Source organism: Idiomarina sp. UBA4520 (assembly GCF_002388365.1).
Lineage (GTDB): Bacteria > Pseudomonadota > Gammaproteobacteria > Enterobacterales > Alteromonadaceae > Idiomarina > Idiomarina zobellii.
The window spans coordinates 83,393-97,823 of sequence record NZ_DGMK01000002.1 but is presented as its reverse complement, the minus strand read 5'-3'; the positions used below and the strand labels follow the sequence as shown (position 1 = coordinate 97,823).

Genomic DNA, 14,431 nt, shown 5'->3' with positions numbered 1-14,431 from the left:
TCCTAATGATAACCCTGGTCAGCTTTGACCTTACCTCGGAATACCCAATAGGTCCAAGCGGTATAGACCAGTACAATTGGAATAACGAATAGCAGCCCTATTAACAGAAACAGCTGAGACTCGTGTGCTGACGCCGCATCCGCAAGAGTATAATTCGGCGGTACTACGTAAGGCCATTTACTTGCCAACAAGCCTAAATACGTAAAGATAAATAGCGCCATGGTCGCAATAAATGGCGTGCCTTCGCGACGCTGACTAACAGACCGATAAATCCAGAATGCACTGAGTAAACCGAGTATAGGCAGTAGCCAAATTGCAGAGAAGCCACTAAACCAGCGCTCAGCCACAAATGCATCGACAAACGGAGTCCAAACGCTAATGACAAGGAAAATGATTAACACAGCTGCCAATAGTGGTTTAACAAGCTTGTAAGCCCAATCTTGAGTCGCTCCTTCTGACTTCATCACTAACCAGGTTGCACCAAGCAGTGCATAACCCGCAACCAAACCTACACCGGTCAAAACAGTGAAGGGTGTTAGCCAATCTAATGCACCGCCAACGTACCGCATATTCTCTGTTTCAAAACCTTGAATGTAAGCGCCCACTACCGCGCCCTGTGCAAACGCTGCAACGGTGGAGCCAATAGCGAATGACCAGTTCCATAAGTACCTGGACGAATGCGCTTTAAACCTGAATTCAAAGGCTACACCACGGAAAATGAGCCCTGCCAGAAGTAAAAACACACCAATATAAAGTGCAGGTAAGAAGATTGAATAGACTAAAGGAAAAGCAGCCAACAACCCGGCTCCACCAAGCACTAACCAGGTTTCGTTGCCGTCCCAAACAGGGGCAACCGAATTCATCATAATATCTCTATCTTGTTCGCTCGGTGCGAACATAAACAGGATACCCTGCCCCAAGTCAAAGCCGTCCATCAGTACATACATGATGACACCAAAGGCAATGATTGCAGCCCAAATATAGGTTAAGTCAAAAACGGGTTCACTCATAACTGACATCCTTAATCAAAGCTTGCTTCAGCAGCAGACAGTGGGCGTTTCGGACGATGTTTCTCATCATCGTGTTGTTCGGTACCTTCTGTACCTGTACGAATAACTCGCGTCAGATAGTAAGCGCCAGCAGCGAAAACAAACGCATAAACTAAGAAGTACCCAATCAAAGTAAACAGTGCCATCCCACCCGTTAACGATGGAGTAACTCCCTCTGCGTGCGTCATTTGCCCATAAATCAAATAAGGCGCGCGACCCACCTCGGTGACGAACCAGCCGGCCAATACAGCAATAAACGGACTTAGCGTCATTAAACGCAGTGTTTGTAAGTACCAACGCTTATGCATATAGGCTTTGTTACGTCGCAGGAACAGTCCAATAACAGCAACCAACACCATTAACAAACCCATAGCCACCATAATCCGGAAGGACCAGAATACGATAGGTACATTTGGCTGTAACTCCGGTGGCTGCTCTTTCACACCAGGAATTTCACCGTCCCAGTCGTGAGTTAATATGAAGCTAGCCATTTTCGGAATGCCCACTTCAAAGTGGTTGGTTTGCTGCTCTTGATCTGGAATTGCAAACAATAACAAAGGCGCGCCTTTTTGCGTTTCCCAGTTACCTTCCATCGCAGCCACTTTAGTTGGCTGATGCTCAAGCGTATTTAAGCCGTGCAGGTCGCCAATAAAGACTTGTAGTGGCGTCAGGAATAATAGCAGCCAAAGCGTCATCGATAATGCTTTACGATGTAACTCCGTGTCCCGCTTTTGAATCAGGAACCAGGCACTAACACCTGCAACCACAAAACCACCGGTCAAGAATGAAGCCAAGCCCATGTGAGCAAATCGATACCAGAAAGACTCGTTAAAGATGGCCGCCGACCAATCGACTACATGGTAGATACCGTCACGAATCTCTACCCCTGCAGGCGTTTGCATCCAGCTGTTAGCCGAGAGGATCCAGAATGACGAAATAAAGGTACCAATAGAGACCATCAACGCCGCAAAGAAATGCACACCGTTAGGCACTTTGCCTCGACCAAATAGCAATACCCCTAGAAACGCAGCTTCAAGGAAGAATGCTGTCACAACCTCGTAACTAAGCACAGGCCCCAGGAAGTTTGCGGTTGCCAGAGAGAAATTACTCCAGTTCGTACCAAACTGAAACGACATGACAATGCCTGACACAACTCCCATGCCAAAAACAACAGCGAAAACCTGCGTCCAGAACGCGCCTAAACGTTCCCATTTCGGGTTATTGGTTTTGAATGCAAGGCCGTAAATGAGTGCAATATAAGACGCCAGTCCGATAGTAAATACCGGGAAAATGGCATGGAAAGACACAACAAATGCGAATTGAATTCGCGAGAGGAACAGCGGGTCAAGTTCCATCACATCATCTCCTAACTAAGGATTTAAGTCATTCTAAACAATAACCTTACAATATCAAGGGTTATTGGCTTTAATTTTTTGATCTAACTAAAAAAGCGCCTCGAATCTTCCCAACTTCGAATCCAGTCGCTTTATCGTTTGGGTACTTGTCGGTAATTACTTTTCTTAGCTCAGGCTCAATGCTCGAGCCATGACACGCCGCACACTGTGGCTGCATAACGATGGCTTTCATCCAAACCGTTTGCCCCTCTTCATTCGTGTAGCGCTGAGTCGGTACGTTTTCTTTCGTTTTGTTCCATAACCGCTCGAACTCTTTTAGAACCTGCTGTTGCTTTTTAGTCGGTTCATTCTGCGGGTTTCTCACTTTCAAAGATGTACGTCCAACGCTTAGGTTTAGTTCATCACTCACCGCACTGGCAATTTCTGGTGCCTGCTCGTTACAAACAGAAATTGCAGCAACATGACCGTCTTTCTGAATGGTCGACATAAGCACCTTACCTAAACGCTGTTGCAACTGCTTCGCCGCCTCTTCGTAATTTTCTTCACTAGCAAACGCGGATGTTGATATACTAAGAAACACTATTGCAGATATAAGACGCGATACAGTGAACATAGTTAACCTCTCAGTTGAATTTTACGCTTAGGTTATATGTTTATACTGTTTAGTTCTATTGGAATTTTTGAGACATATTGTCGCAGGGGTAATCAACATTAATTTCGCAGTTTACAACCACTCAGAATAGTCAATAATGAGTTTATGACAACATCACCTTCAAACCGGAGTCTTAGTAGCATTAATAATGTCGATATTGAAAGTATACGCAAAAATATAGAAAAGCTGCCAATGCTGCCAGTGGTTGTCTATGAACTCATGAAGTACAACCCTGATAGCAAAGACTTTTACGATATTGTTTTAAAACTCGCTCAAGCCGATCCGCCGCTTGCCACCGCATTGCTAGGGTACGCCAACTCTGCCGCTTTCGCGCAACATGAAGCGACAAAAGTCTCCAGTGTTAAAGCCGCTCTCTCTCGCGTCGGCGCCAAACGTTTATTTGAGCTTCTCTTTGCACAGTCAGTGACCCGGGTTTTCCTGCCACGCAAAGCAGAACACCGAGAACTTTGGAAGCATTCACTGCAAGTAGCTCAGTTCGCCAGTTATTTAGTCGAGAGATCAGAGCACCAATATGTCGACCCTCAACAAGTATATATGGCGGGTCTACTTCACGACATTGGCCGTTTTGTCATATTGCAGTTAGCACCTCACGCCATAGACAAAACAGAAGAAAAAGGTTGGCACACAGCAAATGAGCTTATTGATGTCGAAAAAGAAATAACAGGACACACTCATGCTGAAGTCGGGTTGAGCGCTTGTAAAAAACTTCATTTACCAAGGGTTATCGGTATAGCCGTTCAGTACCATCACACACCCGAAGTATTTAATAGTAAAGCCTTGTCGAAAGAAAACAGACAGTTATTAACTGCTATTATGATTGCAGATGAAATGAGCTTCTTTTTAGCAAATAACAAAAAAAATGCACACCTTCCTCCTGCTGAAATAAAAAAAACGCTAAAGGAGTCGGTTTTAAGCGAACATATCGACACCGAGATAGTGCCCTTCAACAAGTTCTGCTATGAGTTTGGTAAAGCCCAACATCAGGTTGAGCGAACATTGGATTCGTTGGGAATAGGTGACTCAACCCATAAAGTCAACTCACATTAGTATGTAGACAGCTAATTGACAATGGTAACGATGCGTATCAATCTAAAACGAATCTCTTCCTAAACGAAAAGCTATGAAAACAATTGTAGAACATTTAGCTCAATACGCCGCTTACCACCGCAACCGTAAGAACGTTGCAACACACTTAATTGGTATTCCGATGATTGTTGTGGGTATTTTAACGCTGCTTTCGCGGCCAGTTTTGCCCATGGAGTTTATGATTATTACGCCTGCCAGCATTGCCGTTTTTCTGTCGATTATTTTTTATGTTCGGCTGGATATCCCGTTAGGCCTGCTTATGACGGTTTTGCTATGGTTTGCGTTGGCTGCCGGCCGATACTTTGCGGCTATGCCAACTGAGCTATGGCTCAGTTGGGCCATTGGCTTGTTTGTTGTAGGTTGGGTATTCCAGTTTATTGGCCATTACTTCGAAGGTCGCAAACCGGCTTTTGTTGATGACATTATGGGCTTAGCCGTCGGTCCGTTATTTGTCGTGACCGAAGTTGTATTTATGCTGGGCTTGCGAAAAGAGTTAAAAGCCGACGTTGAGCGTCAATTAGAACAATAAGTCCCAAGGCTGGCTTGGTTAAAGTCAGCCTTGAATATTCACTAATGACTTAGTTGTCTTCGGTGTTTAAGCTTTTCTCTTTTCTCGGTGGGTTCACCCAATACACATAATTACCTCCTGAACAGTCTAAACCGCTCATTACTGAGTATAGAATCTGCTCAATTTTTCGCCTCAACTAAATCTCTTTAGTAATCAATCAAGTATTTTATTGCCCTTAAAATTTTAAACTTGTATGGTTCCAACAACACCTAAAACTGATTAACAGAAAATATTGGTATGATTTAATGAAGCGCTTAATATTTATCGTTCTGGCCACTTTTTTAACGTGCTCTTTTGCTCTCAGCGTTCAAGCAGAGAAACTTAAACAAGTCTCCTTTTCAGAGGTGCTTGAACTTTCCTCAGGTAGTTCCGTTAAAAAACACAGTTATGGCACCCACCCCTCTCAGTTCTTTGAGTATTGGCCAGCGAAAAACGACGCAGGCCACTTCGACATGATTCACCCTAAAACCGATACCTGGACAATCATTATTCAGCAGCTGAACAAAGAATTGAAACCATGAATGTAACTGATGTAGAAGTCTTAGATAGCAATGACCCGTTGGCCAAATATCGTGATGAGTTTCACCTTCCTGAAAACACCATTTATCTGGACGGCAATTCACTCGGTGCGCTACCCAAACGGGTCAAACAAAGGGTCAAAGAGGTTACCGAGCAACAATGGGGTAACGACTTAATAAGCAGCTGGAACCAACATAACTGGGTCAATTTACCACAGCAAGTGGGCGAAAAAATTGCGCCAATTATAGGCGCGTCGGAAGGTCAATTAATATGCTGCGACTCTATTTCTGTCAATTTATTCAAACTGCTAAGCGCTGCACTTAGTTTTAACGGCACAAACAGCCGCAACAAAGTCATTTCAAGCCGCGACAATTTCCCTACGGATCTTTACATAGCACAGGGCTTACAAGGGCTTCTGGGTGAACAGCGCTGCCAATTCGTTGACGTTCAGGAAGATAATTTGCTTCGCAGTATCGACGACTCAACCGCTGTCGTTATGGTCACCGAAGTGAACTTCCGCAGCGGTAAGCGGCTCGATATTAAGTCGTTAACCGAAAGGGCTCATCAGCATGGTGCGCTTATTATTGTTGACTTAGCGCACAGTGCCGGTGCTATGCCTGTTCACCTGGATAACTGGAACGTCGATATGGCCGTAGGTTGTACCTATAAATACCTCAATGGTGGGCCAGGTGCTCCGGCGTTTGTTTACGTAAATAACGCTTTGCAAAATAAATTACAACAACCCATTGCCGGCTGGTTTGGCCATCATAAGCCATTTGAATTTGACCCACAGTATCAACCTGACAGCGGCATTAAACAGTTTCTCGCTGGTACACCATCTATTATTTCAATGTCAGCAATCGACGCTGCATTAGAGCTGTTTGACGATCTAGATTTGCAAACCGTGCGTAAAAAGTCAGTGACATTAACGACATTGTTTGACGACTTAATCAATCAATACGGTTTAAGTGACCAGCTACAACGTCTTTCCCCGGCGTCAGCTGAAGAGCGAGGCAGCCAACTGAGTTACTCGTTCGCGTATGCTTACGAGCTGTGTCAGGCGCTGATAGACCGGGGCGTCATTGCGGACTATCGAGCTCCGCACTTTATTCGTTTTGGCTTTGCGCCATTTTATAACAGCTATAAAGATGTATGGAACGCTGTTGAGCAAATACGAAACGTCATGCAAACAGATGCGTATAAAGAGTCACGTTACGCAGAGCGCCAGGCAGTCACTTAAACGCTATTTCGGAGGTTTTATGGGAAATACAGTATCAGGAAATGACTACCAGCCACCTAAAGTGTGGAAGTGGGAGCAAGAAAGTGGCGGCAAGTTTGCCAGTATTAATCGCCCTGTGGCTGGCGCTACGCATGACAAAGAATTACCTGTGGGTAAGCACCCGCATCAGTTGTATTCGCTGGCAACCCCGAACGGACAGAAGGTCACAATTTTATTTGAAGAGCTGTTGGAGAAAGGCATAGATGCTGCCGAATACGACGCCTATATTATCGATATTACTGAGGGTGAGCAGTTCAGTAGCGGTTTTGTGGACATCAACCCAAACTCAAAAATTCCGGCGTTGCTCGATAACTCTACAACACCAGCAACTCGGGTATTCGAGTCCGGGTCCATACTGCTTTATTTGGCCGAAAAGTTTGGGGAGTTTTTGCCGACAGAGCCCGCCAAACGTGCCGAATGTTTGAATTGGCTATTCTGGCAGATGGGCAGCGCACCTATGTTAGGGGGTGGCTTTGGTCATTTTTACTCTTATGCGCCAGAAAAACTGGAATACCCCATTAACCGTTACACCATGGAAGTAAAGCGCCAGCTCGATGTGCTCGATAAGCAACTCGCAGACAACGACTATATTGCCGGCGACGACTACACCATTGCCGACATGGCCATTTTCCCTTGGTACGGCGCACTTGTGTTAAACGAGGTTTATGAAGCCGCAGAGTTTTTACAAGCACACGAGTACAAAAACGTGGTGGCCTGGGCGAAGCGCATAAACGAACGTCCAGCCGTAAAACGCGGTCGTCGTGTGAACAAAGTTTGGGGCGAAGAAAGCGAGCAGTTACGCGAACGCCACAGCGCCAGCGACTTTGAGTAACTCCTCCGTTGGCAGTGGCTACGCCGATAATGATCAATGACTGAAAGTGTGGGATAATCCCGCACTTTCTTAGCTCTTCTATTTACAAGCGAAAGTCCCTCTCTATGGAAATCAATGTTCGTTTTCTCGAAAACATGCGCCTTGAGGCGAAGTTTGATGACTTCACCGTCATTTCTGACCAACCCATTCGTTATAAAGGCGATGGTTCAGCGCCCGGGCCGTTTGACTACTTCTTAGCGTCATCGGTTATGTGCGCTGCACATTTTATTCGTCTTTATTGCGATGCGCGCGACATTCCCACCGAGAACATTCGCATTTCCCAGAACAATGTTGTTGACCCGGAAAACCGCTATCAACAGCTGTTTAAAATTCAGGTTGAGTTGCCGGCGGACATCGACGAGAAAGATCGCAAAGGCATTATTCGTGCGGCTGAACGCTGCGCGGTTAAGCGGGTTATTGAGAACGAATTGGCGTTTGACGTTGAAGCTGTGGAAAGCATCACGCAGGACGCTCAGGCATTACTCACTATTGACCCCAGCGGTGACGAGAAAACCTACATTGAAGGCAAAGACCTGCCCTTAGAAGACACCATTAACAACATGACCAAGCTGTTAGCTGACTTGGGTATGAAAATAGAGGTGGCCTCCTGGCGCAACATTGTGCCAAACGTTTGGTCACTGCATATTCGTGACGCGGCGTCGCACATGTGCTTTACCAACGGTAAAGGCGCCAGCAAAGAAAGTGCTTTGTGCTCGGCACTGGGTGAATTTATTGAGCGCTTAAGCTGCAACTTTTTCTACAATGACCAGTATTTTGGTGAAGAAATTGCCAATGCCGACTTTGTTCATTACCCGCAAGAAAAGTGGTTTCAGCCCGGGCCAAATGATGAACTACCGGCAGAAATACTCGATGAGCGAACGCGCGAGTTTTATGATCCTGAAGGCGAACTACGCGGCTCTCATTTAATTGACACCAATTCAGGACGTGTCGATCGAGGCATTGTGTCACTGCCGTTTGTGCGTCATTCCGACGGAGAAACTATCTATTTCCCGTCAAACCTCATTGAGAACTTATACTTAAGTAACGGTATGAGCGCCGGCAATACATTGGCGGAAGCTAAAGTGCAGTGCTTGTCAGAGATTTTTGAGCGGGCGGTTAAGAAGCAAATTATTGAAGACGAGATTACCCTACCCGACGTGCCGCAAGACGTCCTGAATAAATACCCTGATATTGTTGCCGGCATAAATGCCCTTGAGGAGCAAGGCTACCCGGTATTGGTAAAAGACGCTTCACTTGGCGGACAATTCCCGGTTATGTGTGTGACGCTGATGAACCCACGTACCGGCGGCGTATTTGCCTCCTTTGGCGCGCACCCGAGCTTTGAAGTGGCATTAGAGCGCAGCTTAACGGAGCTATTACAAGGTCGCAGCTTTGAAGGACTGAACGACTTACCACCGCCAACCTTTAATTCTATGGCGGTGTCCGAGCCAAACAACTATGTAGAGCATTTTATTGACTCCTCTGGTGTCGTGTCCTGGCGCTTTTTCAGTGCCAAGTCAGACATTGAGTTTGTAGAGTGGGACTTTGCATCCCCAACCAATGATGAAGAAGCCGATACCTTGTTCAGTATTCTGAAGGAATTGGACAAAGAAGCCTACATTATGGTGCATGAAGACTTAGGGGCTCCGGTTTGCCGCATCTTAGTGCCGGGTTACTCCGAAGTGTATCCGGTTGAGGACTTAGCCTGGGACAACACCAACATCGCGTTGCAGTACCGCGAGGACATTCTGAACCTACATCGCCTGTCAGACGAGCACCTGGAAGATCTCGTCGAGCGATTAGAGGACAGCCAACTCGACAATTACATGGACATTATTACCCTTATCGGTATTGAGTTTGATGAAAATACCGAGTGGGGGCAGCTCACTATTTTAGAGCTTAAGTTGCTTATTTATCTAGCACTGCAACGTCGTGAAGACGCTCAAGAGTACGTTGAAATGTTCCTGCAGTATAATGACAACACACCAGAGCGGGTGCTGTTTTATCGGGCGGTGGAAGCCGTGCTGGAAATCACCCTCGACGACGAATTAGAGCTGAGCGATTACCGCTATAATTTAGGGCGTATGTACGGTGAAGACGTCATTGAGGCAGTTATAGGTTCTGTACAAGGCACCACACGCTTTTACGGCCTGACGCAAACCAACATGCAACTGGAAGGCATCGACCGTCATCTGAAGCTGCTGGACAGCTACAAAAAGCTACATCGTGCGCGAGCTAAGAGCGCTAGTTAATTTTAAAGCGGCCCACGGTCGCTTTCAGCTCTGATGAAATATCTCTTAAACTACTGAAGTCAGACTGCATAGAGTTAGAGTGCGCTACCATTTGTTCCGTTAAGCTATGAACGCTTTCTAACTCACCATTGACTTCAGCAGCAAGTGCCCGTTGGTCTTCTGTCGACGTGGATATACTGTGGTTCATTTGCGTCACTTTTTGCATCGCTCGCTCAATTTGGGTAATCGCATTCAGTACCAACTCAACTTGCTCTTCACCGTCATTACTCATGGCGTCTGTTTGCTCCATAGCAGCTTTGACTTTAGTCGCTTCGGCTTGCAACTTTTCAACCGTTTTCTGAATATGGTCAATGGAGTCCTGAGTTCGGGTTGCCAGTGTTCTAACTTCGTCCGCCACTACCGCAAAACCTCGTCCCTGCTCACCAGCTCGAGCTGCTTCAATCGCCGCATTTAACGCTAATAAGTTAGTTTGTTCCGCAATTCCGGTTATTACGTCTAAAACGGTGGTAATATCCGCAACATCATCGTTAAGACTTTGAACAGCTTCCGTTGCGCTGGATATAGAACGCGATACTTCACTAATAACTTGTTGCGTTTTATGCGAATTATTCGACACGACTTTGACCGATTCCGCCGCATCATCAACTGACTGGGACGCATCACGCGCATAATCAGCTATTGTCTCGCTGGTGGCATTCATTCTCTGAACCGCCTCAACAATTCGCGCTATTTGCTGTTGTTCGTTATGCACTTCACCGTTCAGTTCATTCACAGTGCCGGATACTCGATCAGCTGCCCCATTCACCTGTTCTGAGGACTGATTCGCATGTGCAATGAGCTGCTGTATCCTGTCTGAGAATCGGTTAAATTCGCGCGCCATAGTTCCGACTTCATCATCAGAATCTATTTCCAAGCGTTGAGTTAAGTCGCCGTCACCTTGAGCAACATCTTTCATCGCTGCGGCAATCGTTTTGACTGGCTTAAACACTTTCATTGACACGTAGTAGGTCACTAACGTCAGAACGATAATAATAGCTAACAGGCTACTGAAAGACATCCAGCGAGCGTTGGCTATTGGCACCTCTATCATTTCGCTTGGAACCAATAACCCTAGTTGCCAATCGATATAAGGCACTTCAGATTTCACAGGGACATAAAATACTTGATAGTCTTCTCCCTTCCACGTTAAGGAGATGCCGCTTTCTCGCGGGCTTTTTGACATGGTTTCAGATAACTTATCAAAACCTTGAGTTTCAGACTCCAAAGCTGACGAATAAACACTATCTAATTTTCCAATAGGCGTATTCAGATCCAGTTCAATATCCTGAGTCGGAAAGTAAACTAACTCATTTTTTTCATTCACCAAAAACGCCTTACCTTGCCCTTGGTAATTTATACTGTCAATAAGCTCAGCAATGGTTGTAATTAATATATCAACCCCACCAACACCTACAAGTTCACCCTGTTGGTTTTCTATGGGCATCTGCAATACTGAAGAAATTGTTTTGTCCGTCGCGTCAACCTGAGGAGACGTCAAATATAAACGCCCCTCTTCTATCGCGTTATGCCACCATGGACGCTTATTAGTAAAGTAGCCCTTGGTTGGGTCGCCCGCATCGGGCCCCGAAGTATCAACACCAATACGACCTTCCTCATAAAGGTATTCATAGGTGTTCGCAGACCCCATAAAAACAGATTTAACGGTGGGGTCATTCTGAACAATAGTTTCAAAGGACTCCTTTATTGATTGAAAATCTGAGTCCGTCGAGAGATCCTTCCCTCTTTCAGTATACTGAGTTAACCATCGAGTAATTCGCGGTTCCGTTAAAAGGGTAGTGGGAATTCGGGCTCTCTCACTGAAAAAGCTATTAATTTCAGCAGCTCTTAGCTCAATAAGCTCGGCAACCTGGGCTTCTGTTTTCTCTCGAGTTAGCTCAGCGATTGTTTGAGTAACAAATACACCAAACGCAGCCAGTAAAACAATCAAAACGCCTGAAATAGACAGAATAAGCTTACGCTGCAAAGAGCCTTTTATTTGCATGGTCCCACCGTTTTTTATTTTTATACACGTTGATATTATCGGCTAATTCATGGTTTTCTTAACGATGACTCAATGCACGGATTATATCTCGGGTAAAATCATGCTCGTTAAAGCCTGCTTTTCCCGCTAAGTCGTAACCGCGACGTACGACAATAAGGTTCTCGCTTGGAATAATGACCAGGAACTGCCCGCGATTACCACGTGCCGCAATAGTGTCGTCAGGAAGATCTGGAAAACGTTCATTGTAGAGCCACCACTGTGCGCCATAACCTGGAGCGCTTTCAGGCGGTTGGGCGGGTGTCGGGGTGCTGATATATTCCAACCAATTCGGCGGTAAGATCTGCTCCCCCTGCCACTTCCCGTTTTGTAAATGCAATACACCTAAGCGAGCCAAATCGCGTGATGTTGTCCATACTTGTGACGACAAAATGAAGTCACTCTGCCAGTCTGTTTCTAAAAACGTATGCTGCATACCGATTTTGTCGAGCAACGCTTCATAAGGGAAGGTTACGTAAGCCTCTTCACTGGACATTGTTTCACGCAGTACGCGAAGCGCCAACATGGTGTCATTGTTCGCGTACTTCCAACGAGAGCCCGGCTCAACTTCAAGTGCCGTTTCTGTTGCGGTGTCACTGACTAAACCGCCGCCCATGTAGACACGATCGGTTCGATTACCCGCCTGGTTACTATCAAGGCCTGACGCCATATGTAATAGATTTTCCAGTGTAATGCGCTGACGCGGATCCAACGGATGCGACCAGTTCTGCAGGCCTGCTTTTTGGTCAACCGATAAAATCTCCTGCTGAACCGCTGCGCCAATAACGCTGGCACCGATGCTTTTCGCCACAGACCAGGTTCGTTGGGCTGTTTCCGGCGTGAAGTCTTCTTTATAACGCTCAGCAATAATTTTATTCGGCGTCGCGATTAACACGGCAGACGTTCGTGCACCTTCGCCATAATGTTTCGTAAAGGCCTGCTCAATGACTGCATCTAGCTTGTCGTTTCCGGTGGGTTCATTAACCGCGTTACGGCTTTGCCATGGGTCTCCGGTGTCCGCTTGTTCAGCGGGGTTGTTTTGAAACGGCTGGTAAACCTGTTTAATGTCTTGTTCAGTAGCCCCTACCGGCAAATCAACACAGCCTAAGCGAGGTCGCCAGACTGAATAACGGATTCTTTTGCCATCATCATAGGCAACACGGACCCATTTATCGTTGCTATTTATTTCAGCGGTCAGCCCATTCACTTTATCGGCAATTAAAGAATAAATCCCCGTTAGCTCGTCTTCTTTAATTTGCGATGGTGACTTTCCGCCATTAAAGGTTGCGCTGCAGGTAAAGTTTGCTTTGTATCCGGCAGCGTAGGCATTGAGCGTTGTGTCGGTTTCTTCAGCGCTCACACATAGAGAAAGAGCTCCGGCTATTATGACTGTTAAATAGCGCTTCATAAAAGATCCTCAATAAAATGTTTATTCTATAAACGCTATAACAACTTCAGGACGATAGCGAGTCAGTGACTCACTCACAAACGTATTAAAGTGTCCGTTCAACGCTTTATACGCAAACTAAGCAATAGCCGCTAACCCGACCAGCCCAAAACAGCTTATTAGTCCGAGCACCGACACAAATTTAGGAATAAAACGCTGCTCTTTCTTGACTTTCAGAGCCGCTATGTTCGTGATGCCGTAGTAAATAAGTACGGTGAAAGCACTTAATGTCCAGGCGGATTCGATGCCTCCGAGCGCGGCGATAATGCCCATAATAAGAAAGGTTAGCCAGGTCGCAGCAGGTGCCGCCTTCTGGGCTTTATCGAGGCCGCCCAGAAGGCGAGGCAAGTCACCGCGGCGTCCCATAGCTAAAATGACACGCGAGACACCGAGTAATAAGTTTAAAACCACACCGCCCATAGCTAGTATTCCGCCGACAATGACCACCCACTGCCACGGAGAGTCACTGATTAGGTTAGCGATATTGAAGTGGCTCTCTTCAAATGTATTAAGGCCCCCTACATGCAGAATAGCAAAACCAACAGCAATGTATAACGCACTAACCACCGCTAACGTCAAGACCACCGCCCTGGGAATATTGCGTCTGGGGTCGGTTATTTCTTCCCCCATTGTGGCTATGCGTCCGTAGCCGGTAAATGCAACGAACATTAAAGCCGCCGCATGGAAAAGCGACAAATGGCTGGTTGGAACCAACTCATTACCAACTGCCGGTGCTTTAGAGTCACTCCCTAAAGCAACACCAATAAATACCACTAAGCCTATAATACTGACTGTGACTAACAGCATATTCAGCCAGTTAGTTCTGCGTACCCCGGACAACACAAATACCGTAAACAGCACCAAAAGGCCTATGGCAACCGCTTTTACCGTGGTTTCTGACACCCCAAAACTGGCACTGATATACCACGCCACCGCCAATGCCGCCGTTGCCGCCGAAGCGCTTTTTGCCACGATGAAGAGTCCGCCGGCTATGATACCGCTGGCTGGATTCAAAAACTGATAACCATACTCGTAAGTGCCGCCACTGACAGGGTGTGCAGCCGCTAGCTGTGCAGAAGACAACCCATTAAACAACGCGGTTAGCGCCGCTAGTACAATTGCCCAAACCAGCATATCGCCGGCTATGGTCGCACTGAGTCCTACGCTGACGTAGGCGCCGGTACCCAGAATAGAGCCCAGGCCAATGATTAACGCGCCACCTAAGCCGGTTTCCCTGACTAATTGGTTCGCCATG

At 46.4% G+C, this 14,431-nt stretch carries 12 protein-coding genes; 6 read left to right on the top strand and 6 right to left on the bottom strand.

What is annotated here, in order from left to right; genetic code table 11:
• Positions 1-2: 2 nt before the first annotated feature.
• The 3 genes from cydB to B3850_RS00770 form a co-directional block, all read right to left on the bottom strand.
• Positions 3-1,010, bottom strand: a complete 1,008-nt coding sequence (cydB, locus tag B3850_RS00780; RefSeq protein WP_058576175.1) for a cytochrome d ubiquinol oxidase subunit II — start codon at positions 1,008-1,010, stop codon at positions 3-5.
• Between the two features lie 11 nt (positions 1,011-1,021).
• On the bottom strand, positions 1,022-2,404 hold the full coding sequence (locus B3850_RS00775; RefSeq protein ID WP_053953679.1) for a cytochrome ubiquinol oxidase subunit I: 1,383 nt from the start codon (positions 2,402-2,404) through the stop codon (positions 1,022-1,024).
• Positions 2,405-2,474: 70 nt separating this feature from the next.
• Positions 2,475-3,017, bottom strand: coding sequence for a Tll0287-like domain-containing protein (locus B3850_RS00770; protein ID WP_286873045.1), 543 nt, complete (start codon positions 3,015-3,017; stop codon positions 2,475-2,477).
• Between the two features lie 144 nt (positions 3,018-3,161).
• On the opposite strand from B3850_RS00770, the gene B3850_RS00765 reads away from it, so the two are divergent.
• The 6 genes from B3850_RS00765 (at position 3,162) to B3850_RS00740 (ending at position 9,652) form a co-directional block, all read left to right on the top strand.
• Positions 3,162-4,124: an HDOD domain-containing protein gene (locus tag B3850_RS00765; RefSeq protein ID WP_053953677.1), complete on the top strand. Its 963-nt coding sequence runs from the start codon at positions 3,162-3,164 to the stop codon at positions 4,122-4,124.
• A gap of 73 nt (positions 4,125-4,197) precedes the next feature.
• On the top strand, positions 4,198-4,692 hold the full coding sequence (locus B3850_RS00760; RefSeq protein ID WP_053953676.1) for a DUF962 domain-containing protein: 495 nt from the start codon (positions 4,198-4,200) through the stop codon (positions 4,690-4,692).
• Positions 4,693-4,976: 284 nt separating this feature from the next.
• Positions 4,977-5,252, top strand: coding sequence for a hypothetical protein (locus B3850_RS00755; RefSeq protein ID WP_286911233.1), 276 nt, complete (start codon positions 4,977-4,979; stop codon positions 5,250-5,252).
• Positions 5,249-6,490, top strand: coding sequence for a kynureninase (kynU, locus tag B3850_RS00750; RefSeq protein ID WP_286911232.1), 1,242 nt, complete (start codon positions 5,249-5,251; stop codon positions 6,488-6,490). The genes B3850_RS00755 and kynU overlap by 4 nt, the downstream gene beginning before the upstream one ends.
• Before the next feature lie 19 nt (positions 6,491-6,509).
• Positions 6,510-7,361: a glutathione-dependent disulfide-bond oxidoreductase gene (gene yghU / locus B3850_RS00745; protein ID WP_286873052.1), complete on the top strand. Its 852-nt coding sequence runs from the start codon at positions 6,510-6,512 to the stop codon at positions 7,359-7,361.
• 104 nt (positions 7,362-7,465) lie between these two features.
• Positions 7,466-9,652, top strand: a complete 2,187-nt coding sequence (locus B3850_RS00740) for an OsmC domain/YcaO domain-containing protein (RefSeq protein ID WP_286873055.1) — start codon at positions 7,466-7,468, stop codon at positions 9,650-9,652.
• Here B3850_RS00740 and B3850_RS00735 read toward each other — a convergent pair.
• From B3850_RS00735 to B3850_RS00725, 3 genes are all read right to left on the bottom strand, one after another.
• Positions 9,645-11,693, bottom strand: coding sequence for a methyl-accepting chemotaxis protein (locus tag B3850_RS00735; protein WP_286911231.1), 2,049 nt, complete (start codon positions 11,691-11,693; stop codon positions 9,645-9,647). The genes B3850_RS00740 and B3850_RS00735 overlap by 8 nt on opposite strands.
• Positions 11,694-11,751: 58 nt before the next feature.
• Positions 11,752-13,137 carry a serine hydrolase domain-containing protein gene (locus B3850_RS00730; RefSeq protein ID WP_058576165.1) on the bottom strand — a complete coding sequence of 462 codons (1,386 nt, stop codon included), beginning with the start codon at positions 13,135-13,137 and terminating at the stop codon, positions 11,752-11,754.
• A 117-nt stretch (positions 13,138-13,254) separates the two neighbouring features.
• On the bottom strand, positions 13,255-14,430 hold the full coding sequence (locus tag B3850_RS00725; protein ID WP_273268877.1) for an APC family permease: 1,176 nt from the start codon (positions 14,428-14,430) through the stop codon (positions 13,255-13,257).
• Between the last annotated feature and the right edge of the window lies 1 nt (position 14,431).

Coding starts and splice junctions, on each gene's coding strand:
- cydB (WP_058576175.1), bottom strand. CDS start 1,010: ATGAGTGAACCCGTTTTTGACTTAACCTATATTTGGGCTGCAATCATT.
- B3850_RS00775 (WP_053953679.1), bottom strand. CDS start 2,404: ATGGAACTTGACCCGCTGTTCCTCTCGCGAATTCAATTCGCATTTGTT.
- B3850_RS00770 (WP_286873045.1), bottom strand. CDS start 3,017: ATGTTCACTGTATCGCGTCTTATATCTGCAATAGTGTTTCTTAGTATA.
- B3850_RS00765 (WP_053953677.1), top strand. CDS start 3,162: ATGACAACATCACCTTCAAACCGGAGTCTTAGTAGCATTAATAATGTC.
- B3850_RS00760 (WP_053953676.1), top strand. CDS start 4,198: ATGAAAACAATTGTAGAACATTTAGCTCAATACGCCGCTTACCACCGC.
- B3850_RS00755 (WP_286911233.1), top strand. CDS start 4,977: ATGAAGCGCTTAATATTTATCGTTCTGGCCACTTTTTTAACGTGCTCT.
- kynU (WP_286911232.1), top strand. CDS start 5,249: ATGAATGTAACTGATGTAGAAGTCTTAGATAGCAATGACCCGTTGGCC.
- yghU (WP_286873052.1), top strand. CDS start 6,510: ATGGGAAATACAGTATCAGGAAATGACTACCAGCCACCTAAAGTGTGG.
- B3850_RS00740 (WP_286873055.1), top strand. CDS start 7,466: ATGGAAATCAATGTTCGTTTTCTCGAAAACATGCGCCTTGAGGCGAAG.
- B3850_RS00735 (WP_286911231.1), bottom strand. CDS start 11,693: ATGCAAATAAAAGGCTCTTTGCAGCGTAAGCTTATTCTGTCTATTTCA.
- B3850_RS00730 (WP_058576165.1), bottom strand. CDS start 13,137: ATGAAGCGCTATTTAACAGTCATAATAGCCGGAGCTCTTTCTCTATGT.
- B3850_RS00725 (WP_273268877.1), bottom strand. CDS start 14,430: ATGGCGAACCAATTAGTCAGGGAAACCGGCTTAGGTGGCGCGTTAATC.